The organism is Blautia sp. MSK18_10 (genome assembly GCF_020553185.1).
Taxonomy (GTDB): domain Bacteria; phylum Bacillota; class Clostridia; order Lachnospirales; family Lachnospiraceae; genus Blautia_A; species Blautia_A wexlerae.
Map to the genome: position 1 here is coordinate 1 of NZ_JAJCGT010000047.1, position 21,464 is coordinate 21,464.

The window sequence follows — 21,464 nt, forward strand, 5'->3', positions numbered from 1 at the left end:
TTTTGGCATATTCATGCCAAAACACCTCGCGGGATAGTGATGTGTGAACAGTAACCTGATATCTCATTATAACAGAAACAGGAGATGAATGCATCATCTCCTGTCTGTCAGTTTCTTATATTTAATTCTGTGAATTACAGGTTCTCCTGCATGAATTTGCTTACTGCTTCGTATGCTGCTTCTTCATCAGCGCCTTCAATTGTGAATGTTACTTCATGACCTTTCTTAACGCCAAGCCCCATCAGTGCAAGAAGTTTTCTGCAGTCTACTTTTTTACCTTCTTTTTCGATGGAGATAGTGGATTCAAAACCTTTTACCAGTTTTACAAGTTCTCCTGCCGGACGTGCGTGGATTCCTTCGTTGTCTGTAACCACATACTTAAATTCTTTCATTTTGATATCCTCCATGTTCTTTATTTTAATTTTTTGTTATTGCTTTTCTTATTTCGGTGCTTATGCTGCTTTCTTCTTTAAGAGGCCAAGCAGAACTGCAGAAATTACTGTTCCCGCAACCAGTGCGACCAGGTACATAACTGCGTTTCCAACCACTGGGAATACGAAAATTCCACCGTGTGGTGCCATCAGTGTACAGTCGAATGCCATGGAAATCGCTCCTGCCACCGCAGATCCTACGATACAGGATGGAAGTACACGAAGGGGGTCAGATGCTGCGAACGGAATCGCACCTTCTGTAATAAATGCAAGACCCATGATAAAGTTGGTAGGACCTGCATCTCTCTCTTCTTTTGTGAACTTATCCTTAAACAGCAGTGTTGCCAGTGCAATTGCACAGGGAGGTGTCATACCGCCGATCATAACTGCTGCCATAATATCATAGTTACCTGCTGCAATTGCAGCTGTTCCGAATACATATGCTGCTTTGTTGAACGGACCACCCATATCAATAGCCATCATTCCGCCAAGCACAATGCCAAGTATTACTTTACTAGAACTTCCCATTCCTGTCAAGGCATTATTCAGACCTGTGTTGATACCGCCCATAACCGGCGTTACTGTTCACTCCGTTCACAGTAACGTAGCCAAAATTCATTCCAGATTGCCTGCGGCAATGGAATTTTGGCTTGTATGTCTCGGGATTTTGGCATATTCATGCCAAAACACCTCGCGGGACAGTGGCGTGTGAACAATAACTAACCGGCTCTACAATAAATGTCATCAGGAGTCCCATAATATAATAAGGATTCCAACTACAGGATAGATTAAAACAGGGGCAATCTTTTCCAGAGTTTCTGACTTTGTTTTCGGAGCAGCTGTTAACGATACGCTTCGTCTGTCAAGCAGGTCTGTTATTCTCATCTCTTCTTCCCCCTTTATTATTTTTCGGTTATCTGACGATAAACCGCTTCTATTTCTTCCTTTGTTGCAAGATTTTCAGAAAATGCACTTGCACTTCCTGCTGCAATTCCCATGTGGAATGCATGTTCGTAATCCTTCTTCTCCATCCAGCCTGCAACGAATCCTGCTACCATGGAATCTCCTGCACCCACACCATTTACCAGCCTGCCTTTTGGTGCAGGTTCTTCAAATACCTGTCCATCCTCTGCTACCAGAACTGCACCTTCGCCGGCCATGGAGATCAGCACATTTCTTGCACCTTTTTCCTGAAGTTTCTTTCCATAAGAAATTACATCTTTTCTTGTTTTTAATTCTACACCGAAGATCTCGCCCAGTTCATGATTATTTGGTTTTACAAGGAATGGATGATATTTCAGGACATTGACCAGAAGATCCTTTGTGGCATCAACTACGATCATCACACCTTTTCCATTCAGCCTTGCCATGATCTGTTCATACATGTCATCCGGCATAGAAGATGGAATGCTGCCTGCCAGAAAAAGTACATCGCCTTCTCCAAGTTCTTCCAGTTTCTTCATCAGTTCCTCTACTTTATCCTTGCTGATCACCGGTCCTGCACCATTGATCTCGGTTCCGTCAATAGATTTCAGTTTCAGATTGATCCTTGAAACCCCTTCACTAATTTGAATGAACTCAGATTTTACTCCCATCTCATGTAATCTACGGATAATTTCTTTCCCCACAAACCCTGCGGTAAATCCAAGTGCAGTGTTCTCAATCCCAAGATTCATAAGGACTGTGGAAACATTAATTCCCTTTCCCCCCGGAAGCATCAGCTCTGAACTTGTTCTGTTTGTCAGCCCCAGTTTAAAATCATCTACCGAAACGATGTAGTCCAGAGATGGATTAAAAGTCACTGTGTAAATCATCTCTTCTTTCCCTCCCGTTTTATATTGGTATCCTTTCGGAGTCTTTATTTCACTTGCACCAAAAGATTCCAAAAGTACATATTGTCATGTCTTTTCTGCATGTTCATGACTGTTTTTTGTTTACGTTCTTAGTATACTGTCATATTTGTTCAAAGTCAATCAAACTGATTCATAAAAATAATGACTGATTTTGATTTACTTTGCGCAAAAAAATCATAGTCAGTCAAATGTAAGCAAGAAAATCCTCTGATCAGGATTGCTATAAATTCCATAATCAGAGGATTTACTGTTTTCTGTTATTTTATTACTTTTGATTCCTTACATTTTATGCTTTTCTGCTACAAAGAACGCTTTTGTTTCTTTTACGATCACTCCACTTAATGCGAACAATGCGATCATATTCGGAATCGCCATCAGTCCGTTGAAGATATCTGCGATCGTCCATACAGCACTTACTGTCATGTACGGTCCGATAAATACTGCTAGAATGTAAAGCCAGCGGTATGTAAGGATTGTTTTCTTATGTCCGTTTGTCAGATATTCCAGACATCTTTCACTGTAATAATCCCATCCAAGAATTGTAGTAAATGCAAAGAATACCAGACAGATCATTAATACAAATGCAGAAATCTGTCCAGGGATCGGAAGTCCATGCTGGAATGCATAGGTTGTTACCTGAACACCTTCCAGACCTTCTACCTGCCATGCACCTGTCAGTACGATGGAAAGACCTGTCATTGTACAGATCACGATCGTATCAATAAATGTACCAGTCATGCTTACAAGACCCTGACGTACAGGCTCTTTTGTCTGAGCTGCTGCCGCTGCGATAGGTGCGCTACCAAGACCTGCTTCATTTGAAAAAATACCACGAGCCACACCTTTCTGCATGGATACGATCATTGTTCCTACCACACCGCCTGTCACTGCTGACGGATTAAAGGCTCCCTTCACAACTGTTACGATAGCTGCCGGGATCTCTGTAACGTTTAAAAGAATCAGCGCTACACTGAAGATCAGATAGATTACCGCCATAAACGGTACAATAATCTGGCTGACTGTTGCAATTCGTTTCAGACCACCGATGAGGATTGCTGCAACACAGGCTGCAAGAATCAGGGAAGAAATTACAACTGCCCAGGAATACTCTCCAAGGAACGGAATATTTACGCAGTTTGATTTGTTCGGATCAAAGAAGTTCTGAACTGCACTGGAAATACCATTTACCTGGCTGAATGTACCGATTCCGAAAAGACCTACACATACACCAAAGAATGCAAAGATCTTTGCAAGCCATTTCCATTTTGTTCCCATACCTTTCTCAATATAATAGAAAGGACCGCCAAGGCTGTGACCGTCTTCTGCTACCACACGGTATTTCACTGCAAGAAGACCTTCGGAAAATTTTGTTGCCATTCCGAAGAATGCTGCAAGAATCATCCAGAATAAAGCTCCGGGACCTCCGGCACAGACAGCAGTTGCAACACCGACGATATTACCGGTTCCGATTGTGGCGCTCAGTGCTGTACATAAAGCTGCAAAGCTGGAAATCTCACCATCGCCTTCTTCTTCGTTCTTAAACATCCATTTCAATGCAAGAGGGAGTCTTCGCATCTGAAGAAGTCCAAGTCTGGCAGTTAACAGGATACCACCTGCCATGATCAGGACCATAAGGGGCACGCCCCAGACCAGATTGTCTACTGTTGTCAAAAAAGAATTGATCGCTTCCCACATAATAATAAATCTCCTTTTTCTTTTAAAAAGTGTAATATATTGTACAGCTGGGAAACAAAGTAATAACAGACCGTTTCAAAAATCAGAAGTTCAGAAAATACTGTTCATATAGTTCATATGAATCAGCGGGGATGATAAAGCATCCTCTGTCCTTTTGCCTGAGAGATTCAAGACACGAATCAGATAACCATTTGTGGGTAGCTATTGATAATTCGTGTTATTTGCACCTTCGGCCCCCGATCTAACGGGTGTCTCCAGAGAAACGATCCATTTGCAGTTCTTCCCTGCATCCAGGGAACCTGAGAGTTTTACTCCTTCGGCGGGTATAGCCTTTTGTGTGGCTTCCTCTTTCCTGCAAACTTCACCTCGTTAATTTGCTGTTACTGTGGTATACTATAGCTCTTAAATTTGAACTCGTCAATAGAAAATTAAACTTTTATAAAAAAAGTATAAAAATTGTTACTGTTCACTGGTAATATCCAGCAAGGTATTTTTTGTGAGCGAAGGTCACAGAAAACCCGAGACATACCGCGCGAATTTATGCGATTAGCATAAATTAAGTTTGCGAAGCAAACGATACTCCTTGGGCATTGCACAAGGAGGTTCATATTTCCTGCATCGCGAAGCGTGTTGCTGAGAACGGAGTGAACAGTAACTAAAAATTTACACATCAGCCATATCAGCCGCAAACAGTGCTGCGCCAAGTGCACCGCAAAGCTGAGCCTTGTCACTGATCACCAGCTTTGTTCCAAGCTTCTCTTCCAGTGTCTTTACCAGGCCCTTATTCTTAGAAACACCACCGGTCATCATATATTTCTCCTCACCGCCCACACGTCTGGTAAGGGCGGCAGTCTTTACGGCAACCGCCTTATTCAGGCCATGGACAATATCATCTGTTGCCTTATTCTGGGCGATCAGTGATACAACTTCTGATTCTGCAAATACTGTACACATACTGGAAATTGTAATATCTTCTTTGAATTCCAGCCCACATTCGCTCATCTGATCCAGATTCATTTCCATGGTACGTGCCATCATTTCCAGAAATCGTCCGGTTCCTGCCGCACATTTGTCATTCATAACAAAGTTTGCAACTGCACCGTTCTCATCCAGTCGGATCACCTTGCTGTCCTGTCCGCCAATATCAATAACAGTACGGACTTCCGGATTCAGGAAATGCGCACCCCTTGCATGACAGGTGATCTCTGTGATACTCTTATCACCATTTTTAATAGCTGTACGTCCGTATCCGGTAGTAACCAGCGCATCAATATCTTCTCTCTGCAATCCGGCCTCCTTCAATGCTTCTGCAAGGGCACGGTCTGCTCCGATAGCAGCTCCTGCTCCTGTAGGCAGGATAATGCTGGTCACAATCTCATGATCTTTATTTAAAATCACCACATCTGTACTGGTGGAACCACTGTCAATCCCTGCGAAATAACCTTTTCCCATTTTTCTCTCTCCTTTTGTGTCTCCATCTATGGTCTGCTCCAGTGTTTCAGGCTGAATGCTCTCTGCAAAAGCTTCCAGTCTGGTAAGAAGCTGACCGCTGCTCTGAATAGTATAATCTGATTCAATTTTTAAAAGAGGTACATCTGTATGGTTCTTGATCTCAGCATATTCGAAGCTGTAAAAATCACAAAACTTCACTGTATGATAAATAATCCCCGCAACAGACGGATCATTATAAAGCTTCTTACGACCTGTCGGGTCCATCATACGCATACATGGAATCTGCCCCAGAATCTCACCTGCATACCAGTCCATCAGCTCATCAAAAGAAGCACCCTCCGGTGGAAGTATATTTCCCACAGAACGGTTATGCACGCAGGTATCATTCTCTACAGGAAGAGGCATAGCTTTGCTGGTCATTTCAAATAATTCCTGCCCCATTCTGGCGCCAAGCACTGCAATATGGGACTTTATGATTTTCTCCTGTGCATGGAAAGCAGCCCGGAATTTTCCGGCATCAAACTCTGTGCCTTTGTACTGTGCATAAGCCCTCGCCAGCCCTTTTAACTGTACAGCCATACGCTCTCTGCTACAGGCACTGTCACAGTGAAGCACATCCAAAATATAGAGAAAATCCAGCTTGCCGCTTTCAAGCAGAATGTCATAGACACTCCGGATAGTATCACAGCAGCTCACCAGGACAAGTTCCTTGATTTTCCCCTCCATGACTCCTTCCAGAAGTGTTTTTCCAAAACCGCAGATATTGGGATGTGAAACCTGATCGGCCAGGTCAAATCCCTCCGGCATATGATTAAAGTTCTCACATTCCCCGCCAAGAGATTCCAGAAGTTCAATTGGGGTATATTTACAGACATAGTAAGTTTTATTCATTCTCAGCACCTCCCAGCATTTCCAGAAAAGCTCCCAGCCTGGTGGAAGTCTGTCCTTCTCCTCCATGGCTTCGATCACACCCGTCACCGTCCAGGATCAAAAGGGGCAGACCGGCTTCCTCGAACTTCTTCTTTGCAAGCTGTGCCGCACCAAGCGTATGTTTACATCCCCAATGTCCAAACCACACAGCACCGTCTGCTCCTGCCTGTTTCGCATGGCGGATACCGGCTTCAATCCTTCTAAGGGCACTTCCGTTCAGTGAATGATATACCATTCTTTCTGCCATTGCTTCAAAGGGGTTCTCAGGATCAAAATCCGGCTCACAGGTTTCTGCAAGTTCACATCCTACGATCTGGGCTTTCTCACTGAAGCAAAGCTCCTGGCGCACTGCATCCGACCAGAATGGAATGGTATGCATCCAGTAAATGTGCTTCCCTTTCGCTGCCGGTGCTTTCTTAATATCTTCAAGAAGCATCTGTGTATACTTCTCTTCTTCTGCTGTTCCCAGAAGGATATTGTTTGTCATTCCTGCATACAAGGGTGTGACCAGATCAGAGGGCACATATCTGTCTGCACGCATCTGCTGATATTTTTTGTAATTCTCCAGAGTCCGCTTACTGCAGGCAAGACGTTCCTTTAATCTGTCCTCAGAGATTGTTTTTCCTGTATTTTTTTCCAGAAATATTTTTAAATCCTTTAACTGATCTGCCACATACTGTACATTCTCTGTGGTCTGATTCCATGGTACATCAATGGCAAATACAGGTACCTGGTAAAAATCTGCCAGGGTACGGAAGGTGAGCAGGTTAGCATCGCAGGTCAGGTTGGTATAAACAATACATTTAGGCTTTGGCAGAAGTCCTTTCTGCGCTGCACCAAGAAATGTCTTGTGATAACTGCACAGTGTCTCTGCAATTCCCTGATTCTCTGCCTGCTGCAGAAACGCCCTCTCTGCTTTGCTTGCAGAAAGATAGCAGGAAAATCCCTCTACATTATAGGGATGTAATCCCACCTCCTGCATCATTTCGCAGGGTGTAAAAATACTTACAATAACAGAATCTTCCGGTTTCTGAATGGGCCGCAGCATGGTATCCATCATCAGATTTGCAAGATGCCTGTCTGCAGGCATCAGTCTCTTGTCCTGCATATAACGGAACTTCAGATTCTGCGCCTCCCAGCCGGTTTTTAACAGCCGGCGGGCTGACTGAGGCTTTTTATCCGTCAGATTTTCCACATAATGACCAAATGTCTCAATAATCTCCATAGTCTGTCTCTTCCTCATTATGGTAATAATAATTTATCAATTGTCAGTGCACAAATAGTGCCACGGAATATTTTAATAATATCTTTTTTTGAAGTCAAGCTGAATTTTCTCCAAAGTTCACCTGTTTTTGCACATTCTTCTTGACAAAAAAGTCTTAAATGATACACTTTTGAATGTATTATTTTTCAAAAAAGGGAAGGAATAATATAGGAAAGATTTTTACGAAAGGAAGGAATTTTTAAAATGCGTTCATTGACGGTTTATTTAAAAAACTACAAAAAAGAAAGCATCCTTGCACCATTTTTTAAATTTCTGGAGGTTGTATTTGACCTGATCGTACCTATCGTCATTGCACAGATCATAGATGTAGGTATTGCAAACCACGACAACAGATACATTGTCCAGAGATTTTCTATTCTTATACTAATGGCGGCTCTTGGTCTTGCCAGTACCATCACAGCTCAGTTCTTTGCCGCTAAAGCCAGCGTGGGCTTTGCCACAGAATTAAGACAGGCAGTTTATGACCATGTACAGCATCTGTCCTATACAGAGTTGGATACACTGGGAACAGATACTCTTATCACAAGACTCACCGATGATGTCAATCAGATTCAGAACGGATTAAATATGGGACTTCGTCTTCTTCTTCGAAGTCCGTTTATCGTACTTGGTTCCATGGTCATGGCATTTACCATTGACTTTAAATGTGCCCTGGTTTTTGCTGTTGCGATCCCGTTTCTATTTCTGGTTGTCTTTGTCATTATGTTTCTCAGTATTCCTCTGTTTAAAAAGGTACAGGGAAAACTGGACACAGTAACCGGACTGACCAGAGAAAACCTTACAGGCGTCCGCGTTATCCGTGCATTCTGCCGCGAAAAAGAGGCAGTTGCAGAATTTGATACCCGCAATCAGGAGCTGACAAAGTTAAATCTCTTTGTAGGAAAGCTTTCCGCTTTGTTAAATCCGGTCACTTACGTACTGATCAATATTGCTACTGTTATTCTGATCCAGAAAGCAGGAGTAGAAGTAAATCTTGGCGGTATGCAGCAGGGACAGGTTGTTGCCCTTTATAACTATATGGCTCAGATGATCGTGGAACTGATCAAGCTTGCCTCCCTGATCATCACCCTGAACAAATCTGCAGCCTGCGCAGGACGTGTGGCAGATATCCTGAAAGTAAAATCTACTATGGATTACCCCTCTTCCTCCACATATTCTGCTCAGATATCGAAGGACCTTGCAACAGCAACTGCTGATGCATCACTTTCTGAAAATGCCATCGTATTCAATGACGTAACCTTTGAGTACAGCAAAGCCGGTGCCCCCAGTCTTTCCCATATCAGTTTTTCTGTAAAAAAGGGACAGACCGTAGGTATTATCGGTGGTACAGGAAGCGGAAAAACCACTCTGGTAAATCTGATCTCCAGATTCTATGATGCCAGCAAAGGAACTGTTCTGCTGGATGGTCAGAATATTGAAAATTACACCAGAAGTGATCTCCGCTCCAGAATCGGCGTTGTTCCGCAGAAGGCAGCTCTTTTCAAAGGCTCTATCCGGGACAATCTGAAATGGGGCCGGGAAGATGCCTCTGACAAGGATCTGTGGCAGGCACTTACCACAGCACAGGGAAAAGAGGTAGTAGAGGGTAAACCGGGACAGCTTGATTTTATGCTGGAACAGAACGGTAAAAACCTTTCCGGCGGCCAGAAACAAAGACTTACCATTGCCCGTGCCCTGGTAAAAAAACCTGAAATCCTGATCCTGGATGACAGTGCCAGTGCCCTGGACTTTGCCACTGATGCAGCACTGCGTAAGTCTCTCAACAGACTTGACTGGAAAGTAACTACATTTCTGGTATCCCAGCGTTCCTCCAGCATTCAGCAGGCAGACCTGATCCTTGTCCTTGATAACGGTACTCTGGCAGGTAAGGGTACTCATGCTGAACTGCTGCGTACCTGTGATACTTACCGGGAAATCTACTTCTCTCAGTTTCCGGAAGAAAGAGCCAGATACTCCTCTGTATCTGCAGGTAATATAATGAAGGAGGTGACTGTATGAGCAGATCAACAATAAAAGATCCTGCTAAAAGCAAAAGCAGCGAAACTTTTTTTAAAGTACTGCGTTTCATCGGAAGATACCGTTTTCTGCTGATCCTCAGTATCATACTGGCAGCAGTTTCCGTTATCCTTCAGCTGTATGTCCCAATCCTATTCGGAAATGCCATTGATCAGGTCATTGCCCAACATCAGGTAAACTTCGAAATGATGTGGTATTACCTGTCACGTATCCTTGTAATGGTCATCCTCTCTTCTGCTGCCACGTGGCTTATGAATGTGATCAATAACCGCATGACCTACCAGACAGTAAAGGATATCCGTGCCAAAGCCATCCGACACATTCAGGTACTTCCCCTCTCTTACCTTGACGGACACAGTACCGGAGATATCATCAGCCGTATTATCGCAGATACAGATATTCTATCCGATGGTATGCTGCTTGGATTTACCCAGCTTTTTTCCGGAATCGTAACGATCATCGGAACACTGATCTTCATGTTCTCCAAAAACTTCTGGATTACATTGATGGTCATTGTCCTGACCCCCGTAAGCTTTTTGGTGGCCAAATTTATTTCTTCCCATACCTTCCAGATGTTCCGGAAGCAAAGCGATGCCAGAGGACGTCAGACTGCTCTCATCGAAGAGATGATTGGAAACCAGAAGGTTGTTCAGGCTTTTGGATATGAGGAAAAATCTTCTGAACGCTTTGCAAAGGTTAACGAAGAATTACAGGAATGCAGTCTGAAGGCTGTTTTTTACAGCAGCCTGACAAACCCTTCCACCCGTTTTGTCAATAATATTATTTATGCCTGTGTTGCACTGGTGGGTGCATTCATTATCCCTGGAGGCAGACTGACAGTCGGAGGACTTTCCGTACTTCTCTCCTATGCCAACCAGTATATGAAACCATTCAATGATATCAGTTCCGTTGTTACAGAACTTCAGAATGCTCTTGCCTGTGCAGGCAGAATCTTCGATCTGCTGGAGGAGGAACCGGAAGTTGCAGAGGCTTCTGAGACACTGAAAGATGTAAAGGGTGAAGTAGATATTAAGAATGTGTGCTTCCATTATGATGAATCAAAGAAACTGATTGAGGACTTTAATCTCCATGTAAAACCAGGTATGCGCGTTGCCATTGTAGGACCTACCGGATGCGGTAAGTCAACCTTTATCAACCTTCTGATGAGATTCTATGATGTAAATTCCGGATCTATTTCCGTTGACGGCAAACCGATCAGAGACATTACCCGCCATTCTCTCAGAAGCAGCTATGGTATGGTGCTTCAGGAAACATGGATCAAAAACGGAACTGTCCGCGACAATATCTCGATTGGAAAACCGGAAGCTACAGATACTGAAATCATCGAAGCAGCCAAGCTTACCCACAGCTGGGAATTTATCCGGAGACTTCCTAAAGGACTGGACACCATGCTCAACGAAGACAGCTTAAGCCAGGGACAGAAACAGCTGCTGTGTATCACACGAGTTATGCTCTGTCTGCCTCCGATGCTGATCCTGGATGAAGCCACTTCCAGTATTGATACACGAACAGAATTACAAATTCAGGAAGCGTTTGAACGAATGATGGAGGGAAGAACAAGCTTTATCGTAGCTCACAGGCTTTCAACCATCCGAAATGCAGATCTGATTCTTGTTATGAAAGACGGAAGTATCATTGAGCAGGGTACTCATGATGAGCTGATTGCAAAAGGTGGATTTTACCATACTTTATATAACAGCCAGTTTGCAAAAGTTTCTGAATAAAACAAACCAGATAATAAATCAAAAAGGAACAGCTGTCCATCACGGCTGTTCCTCTTTTTGATTTTGTAAAATGTTTTTTTATTTTTATCAGATTGCCCGGGTAGCATCTTTCAGCCATTCTTTTTCTTCTTCGTTCAAATACGGAGAAATCTTCTCATATACCTGTGAATGGTAATCATTGAGAAGGTTACGTTCCCGGACACTCATCAGTTCCGGCACCACTCCATCCAGATCAAAAGGTACCATAGTCAGAAATTCAAAGCACATAAACTGACCATACTCTGTTTTTTCAGCTTTTTTGCAGACCATCAAATTTTCATGACGGATTCCAAATCCATCCTCTCTGTAATATCCCGGCTCATCAGAGGTGATCATTCCCTCCTCCAGCACTGCATTTCCACCCGGAACAATTTTCCATCGGAAGCTATTGGGTCCTTCATGGACATTCAGAAGATATCCTACTCCATGACCGGTTCCATGTTTAAAATCCTCTCCCATTTCCCACAGCGGCTGTCTCGCCAGAATATCCAGATTTACACCGGTACAGCCATGAAGAAATCTGGCAGCTCCCAGATTCAGAGTTCCCCGCAAAACTGCTGTGAAGTACTTTTTCTCTTCCTCAGTAGTCGGTCCCATGACAACAGTACGGGTAATATCAGTGGTTCCCTCTTTATAATGTCCTCCTGTATCTGCCAGAAGAAAGCCGGATGGTTCCAGAGGAATATCCGTTTCGGGTGTTGCAAAATAATGTACAATAGCAGCATGCTTTCCATAGGCAATAATCGGATCAAAACTGTTATCTATGAAATCCTCCTGTTCCGAACGGAATTCATACAGCTTTTCTGCTGCACTTAATTCTGTGATCGGAATCCTTCCAACATTCTTCTTTAACCAGTATATGAACTTTGTAACTGCAACTCCGTCTCTGATATGCGCAATGCGTTCATTTTCCACCTCAACAGGATTCTTCGTTGCCTTGGGAAGAAGTGTAAGATTTTCTTCATCCAGAATCCGGGTGTCTGCCGGAATATTGCTAACCAGACGACTGTTGACTTTCTTTTTGCAGAGAAGAACTTTTTTGTCCTTTTTAAATGTTTTCACATACTCATAGATACTGTCATAGGGAAAAAGGGTCACACCATCTTTTTCCAGCGCTTCCAGTACGTCTGTCTGAAAGGCTTTCTCATTTGCAAAAAGTCTGATCTCTGTTTTTGTCATTACAAGATAAGAAAGAACCACCGGACAACAGTGGATATCTCCCCCACGTATATTTAACAGCCAGGCAATATCATCCAGAGAAGTCAGTACAAATAAATCTGCACCCTTCTTCTCCATTGCTTTGCGGATTCTTGCGCATTTATCAGCTCTGGATTCTCCTGCCCATTTTATATCCAGCTCTGTAACCGGTTCACAGGAAAGTACCGGACGGTTTTCCCATATATCGCCTGCCAGATCGTGATCAACACTGAGAGACACACCGTTTTCATCCAGCATTTTCTCCAATTCTGCTGCCTCTTTTGCACTGACAGTACGTCCGTCAAATCCCAGACACCTTCCCTGTGTCAGATTTTTTTTCAGAAATTCATGAACTGTGGGAACTTCCGGTTCACCCATTTTAAATAAAGTAATTCCTGTTCCCTCCAGCTGAGCTGCAGCCTGGATAAAATAACGTCCATCCGTCCATAATCCTGCCATATCCTGCATGATCACCGCAGTGCCTGCAGAACCGGTAAATCCTGTGATATATTTTCTGCATTTGAAATATTCACCTACATATTCCGAACCATGGAAATCATCTGTAGGGATCAGATATGCATCAATTCCTGTCTCTTTCATGCGTGCACGAAGTGCTGTTATTCTCTCTTTTACTGTCATTCGTTTTTACCCCTAAGGCTGCTATCTGCAGTCGTTTTGTCATTTTCTCCAAGTGTTTCGTTCATACTTCCCATACGATATCCCAGAATATCCATGGTCACATAAGTGAATCCATACTCCTTAAATTTCTTTGCAATATCCTCTCGGACATTTTTTTCCAGAAGTTTCGGAAATTCCTCCGGCATGATCTCAATTCTTGCAAGTGAACCGTGAATACGGACACGTACCTGATGGAATCCATAGTCAAGTAACAGCTGCTCTGCTTTCTCAACCATTCCAAGCTTTTCCTCACTGATGGTCTCTCCATAGACAAACCTGGAGGACAGACAGGCAAATGACTGTTTGTCCCAAGTCGGAAGCCCCAGTTCCTTTGAGTATTCTCTGATCTCCGCTTTCGTCAGCTTCGCCTCACGTAGCGGGCTCTTAACTCCAAGTTCTTTTACGGCGATCAGACCTGGTCTGTAATCGCCGTTATCATCCATATTTGATCCCTCTGCAATATATTCAATCCCATTCTTTTTTGCAATATCGCCAATCTTCTCAAACAGTTCTTTTTTACATAAATAACATCTGTTCGGAGGATTCTTTGAAAATCCTTCAATCTCCAATTCCTCAGACTGGCAGATCACATGCTGAATCCCCTCTTTCTCGCAGAATGCCTTCGCTTCATTCAGCTCTCTTTTCGGGAAAGAACAGGATTGAGCCGTAATCGCAATCGCCTTATCACCCAGCACATCATGAGCTACTTTTAATAAGAATGTAGAATCCACTCCACTTGAGAAAGCAACTGCTACACTGCCAAGTCCCTTCAGATATTCTTTTAAATGTTCTAGTTTATTTTCCATATCAGTCTGCCTCTTGTCCGTTTTTTATTGTACCTGTAGCACTCCTCGTAAATAATGTATATTGATCTGGCTCAACAGAGCGTGAAAGTTGAACTTTCTCAAATGTATTATTTAACAGGGTGCTATAGCTTCATTATAATATAGGCAATGACTGTTCAGCAACTTATTTTTCGCATTGCGAAATGTGTTACTGAAAATAGAACGAACAATATTGATTTATGTTTCTTGTATCTTTTCTAACGCTTCCCCGACTTCTGTTACTTCTTTAAATAGTTTCTAAAGTAACAGCCTCTCTTAACTTCTTTATTTACAGTTTGTCTACTTCTTTTTCTGAAGCAGTTCTCCGTTTGTTTCTTCCCCATTCATACATGACATAATAATTAACCACTACCCCATATTATAAATAACACCCAGAGATACTTATTTCAGACTGATAATCAGATTTTTATTGAATTTATTAATCTATATGTTATGACAACATATCTTTCAGACATGTACTCCGGTAGTCACTCGGTGATATTTTATATCTTTCTTTAAATACTCGGTTAAATGTTCTCTGACTTTCAAATCCACTATCCAGACAAATGTTTGTAATAGAATCACTCGTATTTTCCAAACGATGGCATGCATAGTTCAGCCTTGCATCGTTAAGATATTGATTAAAGTTTCTATGGAATGTCTTGGAAAAGAGTCTGGATAAAACATATTTGCTCACGCCCAGGTCTTTTGCCATCTCTTCCAACGAAAACTTCTTCTTGAAATTTGCTGATATATAGGAAACTGTCTGGTAAATAAGATCGTTGCTCCCCACACTGCTCTTTTCTACCAAATTTAATTTTCCTATGCAGCGTGCCAACACAATTTGAAGATATGCCTGTGCAACAGTAATATCCGACTGTTCTGTCTCTAAAATTGCATTTATAACTCTATATACCTCCGGTTCAACCTTTTCCGCTTTGATGATTGGGTATTCAGGAGCCATGGATTGCATGATATCTGCAAATTTGGCTATCGTAAATGGCGATGCAATCAGATAAGTCGCTTTATTTACACCGGGTGTCAGTACCTGATAGTGATGAATAACATCTGGAAATACAAAGCCTATATCTCCTTTTTCCATATGGTATAGTTCCTGTCCGACACCAAATTCTAATGCTCCACTTGTTACACAAACGATCTCCAGTGCATTATGAAGATGTGGTTCAATATGTTTTGACTTCCTATTTATTGCTATGATCTCCTCTTTTGTGTCAACATATTTTAACTGCATGAAATACTCCCCTTTGCAACATTTGTCTATATCTTCTTTCGATTTGGCAAGCAATCCTTTTACACCTATCTTATAATCAACTTGTAAATAAGGAAAGGAGGAATTGCAAATGAGCAACCTAAAAAAATATCTGAATGACCTTTTAGTATTCTACACTGAATATTTTGAGCATCCTTACCATGTATAAATACTAAAAGGACTATTTTGTGAAAACTGAATATTTTCTTAAGGCCATTTCACAAAAATGAAGTGGTCCTTTTTTATTTTCAAAATACAGTTCAATCACTTTATATATAGAAAAAAGCACTGTCTCATCAATGACCAGACAACGCTTTCTCCTGTCAATTCTAATTTATGTCCGATGCATCTGTTACTTCATCTGCAGCAATTTCTTTTTCTGCTTTCAGTTTTTTATTTGCATCTTCTACATTCATTCTTGAAAGTACAAACATAATCAATACATCAAAGATTAACGGAAGCCAAAGATACATAAACTGCATCATATCAAGTGCAGACTGCGGCTGAGTTACATTTGTTCCGACATATCCACTGAACTCAAGCATCCATCCAACAACAGCGGTTCCAATACCTCCACCAATTTTTACGCCAAGAGAAGTACAAGAGTACATCGTTCCGTCAATTCTCTTTCCCTGTGTAAGATAAGTGTATTCAGAGCAGGATGCGATAACTGCATTCATATCTCCCTGCCATGGTCCCTGACCTAGGGCTGCAAGAGCTGTAAACGCCATCATCAGCGGAACACTGCCCATATATCCAGCAATAACAACAAGTGCTCTACCAATGACTGCTAAAACATAACCTCTTAAGTTCAGTTTGTACATACCTTTCCACTTACCAACTAAGGTTGGTGTAAAAATTAAGGCAATGATCAGTGGAATATTAACTGCCCATGCAAATTGTCCAAACAAATTCTTATTTTTCAGTACCCATGTCATGTAATAAATGCCAGCTCCAATCATGGCACCATATAACTGCTGTAAAATATATGTTCCACAAATCATCATGTAATATTTGTTTTTAACAAGAAGCTTGAATGCCTGTACCATTCCGTACTTTTCATTATCATCCTTTACTTCTCCTTCGTTAAGTTCTTCCTCAGGAAGTTCCTTAACAGAAAGTGCTGAAATCGTATTTATGACAAGACCAATGATTGCATAGATAATAGCAACCGTTCTCCATGCCGCAGCATCTCCACCACATTTATCTACAAATCCAACTGTAATCGCCTGAATCAGAAGACTTGTTGAAAATGCAAAAATAAAACGGTAAGATCCCATCTGCACACGCTCTTTGCTGTTCTTTGTAATCAGTGACGTAAGTGCTGAGTAAGCAATATTGTTTGCTGTATAAAACACACCATTTAACAGTGTATAAGAGATAAAGAACCATGCGTATTTAGCCGTTGTTCCAAAGCTGACTGGTATTGCAAAGCAGCAGACCAGCGTAATGGCACAACCAATGTATCCGTATAGCATCCATGGCTTCGCTTTTCCCATTTTACTGTGTGTTTTGTCAATCATTGATCCAAAAAATATATCCGTAAAACCATCAAATAGTTTTGATACGGCAATCAGGGTACCTACGACACCTGCAGCAAGTCCTACTGAGTCCGTCAGATAGACCATCATGAAAGATGTCAGGAAGGCATAGACTACATTACCTGCAATATCACCTGATCCATATCCAATTTTGTTATACCATTTCAAATACTTTTTTTCTTCCATCGAATTTCTTTGCTCCTCATCTTCATCGCACTTAGAATCTCAATATGTCTAACCGTATGATGTCTAATTATATTTTTTTCTCTGTTTTTGTCTGATTGCTCTGTATATCCGGACTTTACATTGCAATCAGACTATCCTTCTTTGTTTACGAGTTACATGAAACTTTATTATCCCTTTACATACGGTATCAGCGTAAACTGGAACCGGAATAATACATCATCAAATCGGTACTGATCCAATACAACTGGACCACAACTATTAGAACCAATGCCATTTAATGCGTAGTCAACGCAAAATACTACACTATCTGATTCTGTCAGTTCATAATTATGCGTTTTCTTCTCAAGTTCTTCCTGCGTATAATAAGAAGCATTGAATGAGAAGGCATTTTCCGCAGATACCACAATTCCATATCGGCTGTTGTTAAGCTCTACATATTCACAATCATAATGGCTTCCATTTTCCTGTGGGCGAATATAATCCTCATGCAAATCATCTACATTTGCATGATACAAACCGTGGCTCGCAGCCTGATGTTTGTCACAATAGCTTTCCTGTGGTCCCATTCCAAAGTATCGTGCAGCTGAAAGTTTTTTATCCAGGAACATCCTCACACCAAATCTTGGCAGGTCCGGAAATTCATCATCTTTTGTTACTGCAATATCTGCATCAATCTTTCCAGCAGCTTCTATTTTCCATGTGATCGTCACATCAAGAATCTTCTGTACTGTCTCTGCCACAACGGATGCATGGCTTGTAATTTTCACACCATGCTTTCCCTGCACGACCTCTGTCGTGTAAGCTCTTGTATAAGCTTTATCATAATGGGCTTTCTTCCATTCAGACTTGATGTACATATCATTATCTGTTGGTGCCCTCCAGATATTTAATTCCATCGGGTGGTTCAGATATTCCCGACCTGCAAATTTCATCTCTGTAAAAAGTGCAGTCCGTCGGTCGATTGTATATGCGAATTCACGACCTTTGATATGAATCTGTGTATCATCTTCACTCACCTGTAATTCAGAATCCGTCACTGTTTTTTCAACCCATTTTTCTGCTAACTGGCATTTGGCATCCTTCTGGCTTACTTCGATCTCATCAAATCCAAGGATATGGTCTTCATCCAACAGTGGCAATTCCTTTTTCAGATGGTAAATAAATTTTAAATAACATTTTCCACTCTCTGGCACATTGATTTTAAGGTTTATTTTTCCTTCACTGTGTGGTGCTGCTGAAACTTCTGGGAGTTTACCTTTGCTGATTACAAGCCCGTCCTGCGTCAGTTCATAACTGATCTTCACATAATCTTTCAAGTCATCAAAATCCATGTAGTTATGAAGCACCAGTTCTCCGCTTTCTTTGTCATAGGAAATAACCCTTGCCGGGCGATAAACATTCTTGTATTCCAAAAGTCCTGTATGTACCGTTCTGTCCGGATATACTAATCCATCCATACAGAAGTTGCCATCATGAATTTCTTCGCCATGGTCGCCCCCATAAGCATATATAGTCTTTCCATTCTCAGCAGTTCCATGAGCAATCGCATGGTCACACCATTCCCAGACAAAGCCGCCGCACATTTTATCATTATCCTGAATCATCTGGAAGTAATCTTCAAAATCTCCAGGTCCGTTTCCCATACTGTGACAGTACTCTACCAAAAGGAAGGGTTTGCTTCCATCTTTATCCAGATATTCCTGAATTTCGGAAAGCGCCGGATACATCCGGCTGTACACATCCAGATTGCTGTAATCATATGTTTCATCATAATTACGGTATCTTGCACTCTCATATTGTGTGATGCGGTCTGGATCAAAATTCTTTGTCCATTCCAGTGCTTTTTCAAAGTTGCAGCCATAAGCACTCTCATTTCCCATTGACCACATAACAATACAGAAACGGTTTTTGTCACGTTCCACCATGAGTTTTACGCGATCAACGATTGCCTCTTCCCATGCCGGATCATCTGCAATCATCTCATTCCATCGTTTGAACCGATTGTAATCGGTGTCTTCTTTTCTGTAGATCATAAATGGACCATGAGCTTCAATATCTGCTTCATCTATCACCATGAATCCATACTTGTCACACATTTCATAGAAAAATGGTGCGTTCGGATAGTGGCTGGAACGGATCGCATTAAAATTATGCTGCTTCATTAACGTAAGATCGGTTGTGAGCTGTTCCAGACTGATTGTAAATCCAGTAACCGGATCGGAATCATGTCGATTGACACCACGGAATTTAATCTTCTGTCCATTTAGGTAAATGACCTGGTCTTTAATCTCTATCTTTCTTAATGCAATGTGATCTACAATTACTTCATTCTCTGTTTCAAGAATCAGTTTATATAGATATGGATTTTCTGTATTCCAAAGTTCCGGACTTGCAATTTCTAATACAGCTGTTCCTTCTTCAGCAATACTTCCTAGTGCTACAACTGCTCCGTTTCTATCTTCAATCGAAATTTTTACATTTAAGGGAGAGTAGAATTTCATTTCAATTTCTACTTTCGCAAGCATATCCTCAATTCTTGTTTTAATATGATAATCACTGATTGCCTGTTTTGGGCGTTTCAAAATGTACACATCCCGGAAAATACCACTCATACGGAATTTGTCCTGATCTTCCAAATAGGAACCATCACACCACTTCATGACCAGAACCGCTATGCTGTTCTCTCCGTCCCGAAGGAGGTCGGTGATATCAAACTCACTGGTCATATGAGAAACCTGGCTATACCCTACATAAGAGCCATTGATCCATACATAAAAGCAACTGTCTACTCCTTCAAAATTCAAGAAAGCTTTTGGTGCATTTTCATCTTTGTGATAAACAAAGGTATGTGCATATGTTCCACATGGAATATCCTGTGGTACATACGGTGGATCAAATGGGAACGGATACCTGATGTTTGTATACTGATGTGTATCATATCCTGCCATCTGCCATACACTCGGAACCTGAATCTCATCAAAATTTTCTGTATCATAATCTTTCTCAAAGAAGGGTTCCTGAACATCATAGATACTGTTAAAATACTGGAACTTCCAAGTTCCGTTCAATAACTGCATTCGGTCTGACTCTTCCCTATGCTCCACCAGGTTATCCATTCTTTTGGATGCCGGAATAAAATAGGCTCTGGCTGGCATTGTATTTTCATGCAGTACGCTTAAATCCTCATAATAACGTGGTACAATCATAAATAACTCTCCTTTAATACATATACATTTTTTTGCACTTTGTTTTTCCACAGCAAACCTTGTCTTTTACTTTTATGTTTACGCTTCTCTGTTTTGCTATATATATCTTATCCTAATCTGCAAAACATGTCTATGAATTGGATTAGACAAAATATGCACTAAATGATACAATAACAAAAAAAGGAAAAGAGGTGCTACCATATGTATATGAATACCGGTTATTTAAACCACTCCCATATGGATTTCAAAGACAAAAGTCGCCCACTGGTTGTAGGAAGTTGCGGTACTTACCGCCTTTCCAGCCATCCAAAGTTACCAACCTACCGTCCAAGGGGACGCCTGGATTATCAGATTATCTATATCACTGCTGGTTGTGGGCATTTTCATTTTGACAATGTGGATAACGAAACGATTGTCCCCGCCGGTAATATTGTACTGTACAGACCGAAGGAACTTCAGAAATATGAATATTATGGAAAAGATAAGACAGAAGTATACTGGATTCATTTTACAGGCAACAATGTAAAAAATATCCTACGGCAATATGGATTCCCGGATAAAGAGCGTGTATTTCAGGTCGGAACCTCTATGGAATACGAACAGATTTTCAAGCGTATTATCATCGAGCTTCAGCGTTGCCAAGATAATTATGAGGACATGCTTGTCCTTCTGCTCCGTCATCTTCTTATCATCTTTCATCGGGAACTGACCAGGGAACATATCTCGAAAAATGAATACCTGGATCACGAGATGGATAACGCAGTTACCTTTTTCAGTGAAAATTATAACCAGAATATTAGCATAGATGATTATGCTGCCTCACGTGGAATGAGTGTCAGCTGGTTTATCCGAAACTTCAAAAAATACACAGGTTCTACACCAATGCAGTTTATTGTGGGAATCCGAATTAACAATGCCCAGATGTTACTTGAAACAACAACCTATTCCATCAATGAAATTTCTAAAATCGTCGGGTATGATAATCAGCTTTATTTCAGCCGGCTTTTCCACAAGCTGAAAGGATATTCCCCAAGAGAGTACCGAAAGATAAGAAACAAGTTGTGAATTACTCGGTAACTGAGTTACCAGAGCATCTGAATTAAGGCGGGATACCGC

14 protein-coding genes, 1 pseudogene and 1 riboswitch are annotated in these 21,464 nt (G+C 41.6%); of the genes and pseudogenes, 3 read left to right on the plus strand and 12 right to left on the minus strand.

The window, feature by feature from the left end; all coding sequences use genetic code 11:
• Positions 1 to 134: 134 nt before the first annotated feature.
• The 7 genes and pseudogenes from LI074_RS14675 to LI074_RS14705 form a co-directional block, all read right to left on the minus strand.
• A complete protein-coding gene (locus LI074_RS14675) occupies positions 135 to 392 on the minus strand; it encodes an HPr family phosphocarrier protein (RefSeq protein WP_019162036.1) in 258 nt (85 codons plus the stop codon).
• 60 nt (positions 393 to 452) lie between these two features.
• Positions 453 to 1,013, minus strand: a pseudogene (locus LI074_RS14680) (PTS fructose transporter subunit IIC); the annotation flags it as partial.
• Between the two features lie 162 nt (positions 1,014 to 1,175).
• A complete protein-coding gene (locus tag LI074_RS14685; RefSeq protein ID WP_173698332.1) occupies positions 1,176 to 1,316 on the minus strand; it encodes a hypothetical protein in 141 nt (46 codons plus the stop codon).
• A gap of 17 nt (positions 1,317 to 1,333) precedes the next feature.
• The gene (pfkB, locus tag LI074_RS14690) at positions 1,334 to 2,245 is read right to left on the minus strand and encodes a 1-phosphofructokinase (protein ID WP_144137090.1); all 912 of its coding nucleotides are present in this window, start codon (positions 2,243 to 2,245) and stop codon (positions 1,334 to 1,336) included.
• Positions 2,246 to 2,563: 318 nt separating this feature from the next.
• Positions 2,564 to 3,979 carry an alanine/glycine:cation symporter family protein gene (locus LI074_RS14695; protein WP_062807784.1) on the minus strand — a complete coding sequence of 472 codons (1,416 nt, stop codon included), beginning with the start codon at positions 3,977 to 3,979 and terminating at the stop codon, positions 2,564 to 2,566.
• 136 nt (positions 3,980 to 4,115) lie between these two features.
• Positions 4,116 to 4,247: riboswitch (glycine riboswitch) on the minus strand.
• A gap of 395 nt (positions 4,248 to 4,642) precedes the next feature.
• Entirely contained in the window at positions 4,643 to 6,322 is a 1,680-nt protein-coding gene (locus tag LI074_RS14700; RefSeq protein ID WP_173698333.1) for an acyl-CoA dehydratase activase, read from the minus strand.
• Positions 6,315 to 7,586 (minus strand): 2-hydroxyacyl-CoA dehydratase subunit D, encoded by a 1,272-nt coding sequence (locus LI074_RS14705; RefSeq protein WP_026649200.1) that lies wholly within the window; start codon positions 7,584 to 7,586, stop codon positions 6,315 to 6,317. Before LI074_RS14705 ends, LI074_RS14700 begins: the two co-directional genes overlap by 8 nt.
• A gap of 243 nt (positions 7,587 to 7,829) precedes the next feature.
• Here LI074_RS14705 and LI074_RS14710 point away from each other — a divergent pair, with 243 nt between their 5' ends.
• Positions 7,830 to 9,644 (plus strand): ABC transporter ATP-binding protein, encoded by a 1,815-nt coding sequence (locus LI074_RS14710; protein WP_173698334.1) that lies wholly within the window; start codon positions 7,830 to 7,832, stop codon positions 9,642 to 9,644.
• Positions 9,641 to 11,407 carry an ABC transporter ATP-binding protein gene (locus LI074_RS14715; protein WP_118758651.1) on the plus strand — a complete coding sequence of 589 codons (1,767 nt, stop codon included), beginning with the start codon at positions 9,641 to 9,643 and terminating at the stop codon, positions 11,405 to 11,407. The genes LI074_RS14710 and LI074_RS14715 overlap by 4 nt, the downstream gene beginning before the upstream one ends.
• Positions 11,408 to 11,494: 87 nt before the next feature.
• On the opposite strand, the gene LI074_RS14720 is transcribed toward LI074_RS14715, so the two are convergent.
• The 5 genes from LI074_RS14720 to LI074_RS14740 form a co-directional block, all read right to left on the minus strand.
• On the minus strand, positions 11,495 to 13,282 hold the full coding sequence (locus tag LI074_RS14720; RefSeq protein WP_173698335.1) for an aminopeptidase P family protein: 1,788 nt from the start codon (positions 13,280 to 13,282) through the stop codon (positions 11,495 to 11,497).
• Positions 13,279 to 14,127, minus strand: coding sequence for an ATP-dependent sacrificial sulfur transferase LarE (larE, locus tag LI074_RS14725; RefSeq protein WP_055053612.1), 849 nt, complete (start codon positions 14,125 to 14,127; stop codon positions 13,279 to 13,281). Before larE ends, LI074_RS14720 begins: the two co-directional genes overlap by 4 nt.
• A gap of 469 nt (positions 14,128 to 14,596) precedes the next feature.
• Positions 14,597 to 15,397: a helix-turn-helix transcriptional regulator gene (locus LI074_RS14730; protein ID WP_173698336.1), complete on the minus strand. Its 801-nt coding sequence runs from the start codon at positions 15,395 to 15,397 to the stop codon at positions 14,597 to 14,599.
• A gap of 347 nt (positions 15,398 to 15,744) precedes the next feature.
• Entirely contained in the window at positions 15,745 to 17,142 is a 1,398-nt protein-coding gene (locus LI074_RS14735; protein WP_025577106.1) for an MFS transporter, read from the minus strand.
• A gap of 167 nt (positions 17,143 to 17,309) precedes the next feature.
• Positions 17,310 to 20,348 carry a glycoside hydrolase family 2 TIM barrel-domain containing protein gene (locus LI074_RS14740; RefSeq protein WP_173698337.1) on the minus strand — a complete coding sequence of 1,013 codons (3,039 nt, stop codon included), beginning with the start codon at positions 20,346 to 20,348 and terminating at the stop codon, positions 17,310 to 17,312.
• Between the two features lie 201 nt (positions 20,349 to 20,549).
• On the opposite strand from LI074_RS14740, the gene LI074_RS14745 reads away from it, so the two are divergent.
• A complete protein-coding gene (locus tag LI074_RS14745; protein ID WP_025577110.1) occupies positions 20,550 to 21,413 on the plus strand; it encodes an AraC family transcriptional regulator in 864 nt (287 codons plus the stop codon).
• Positions 21,414 to 21,464 lie beyond the last annotated feature (51 nt).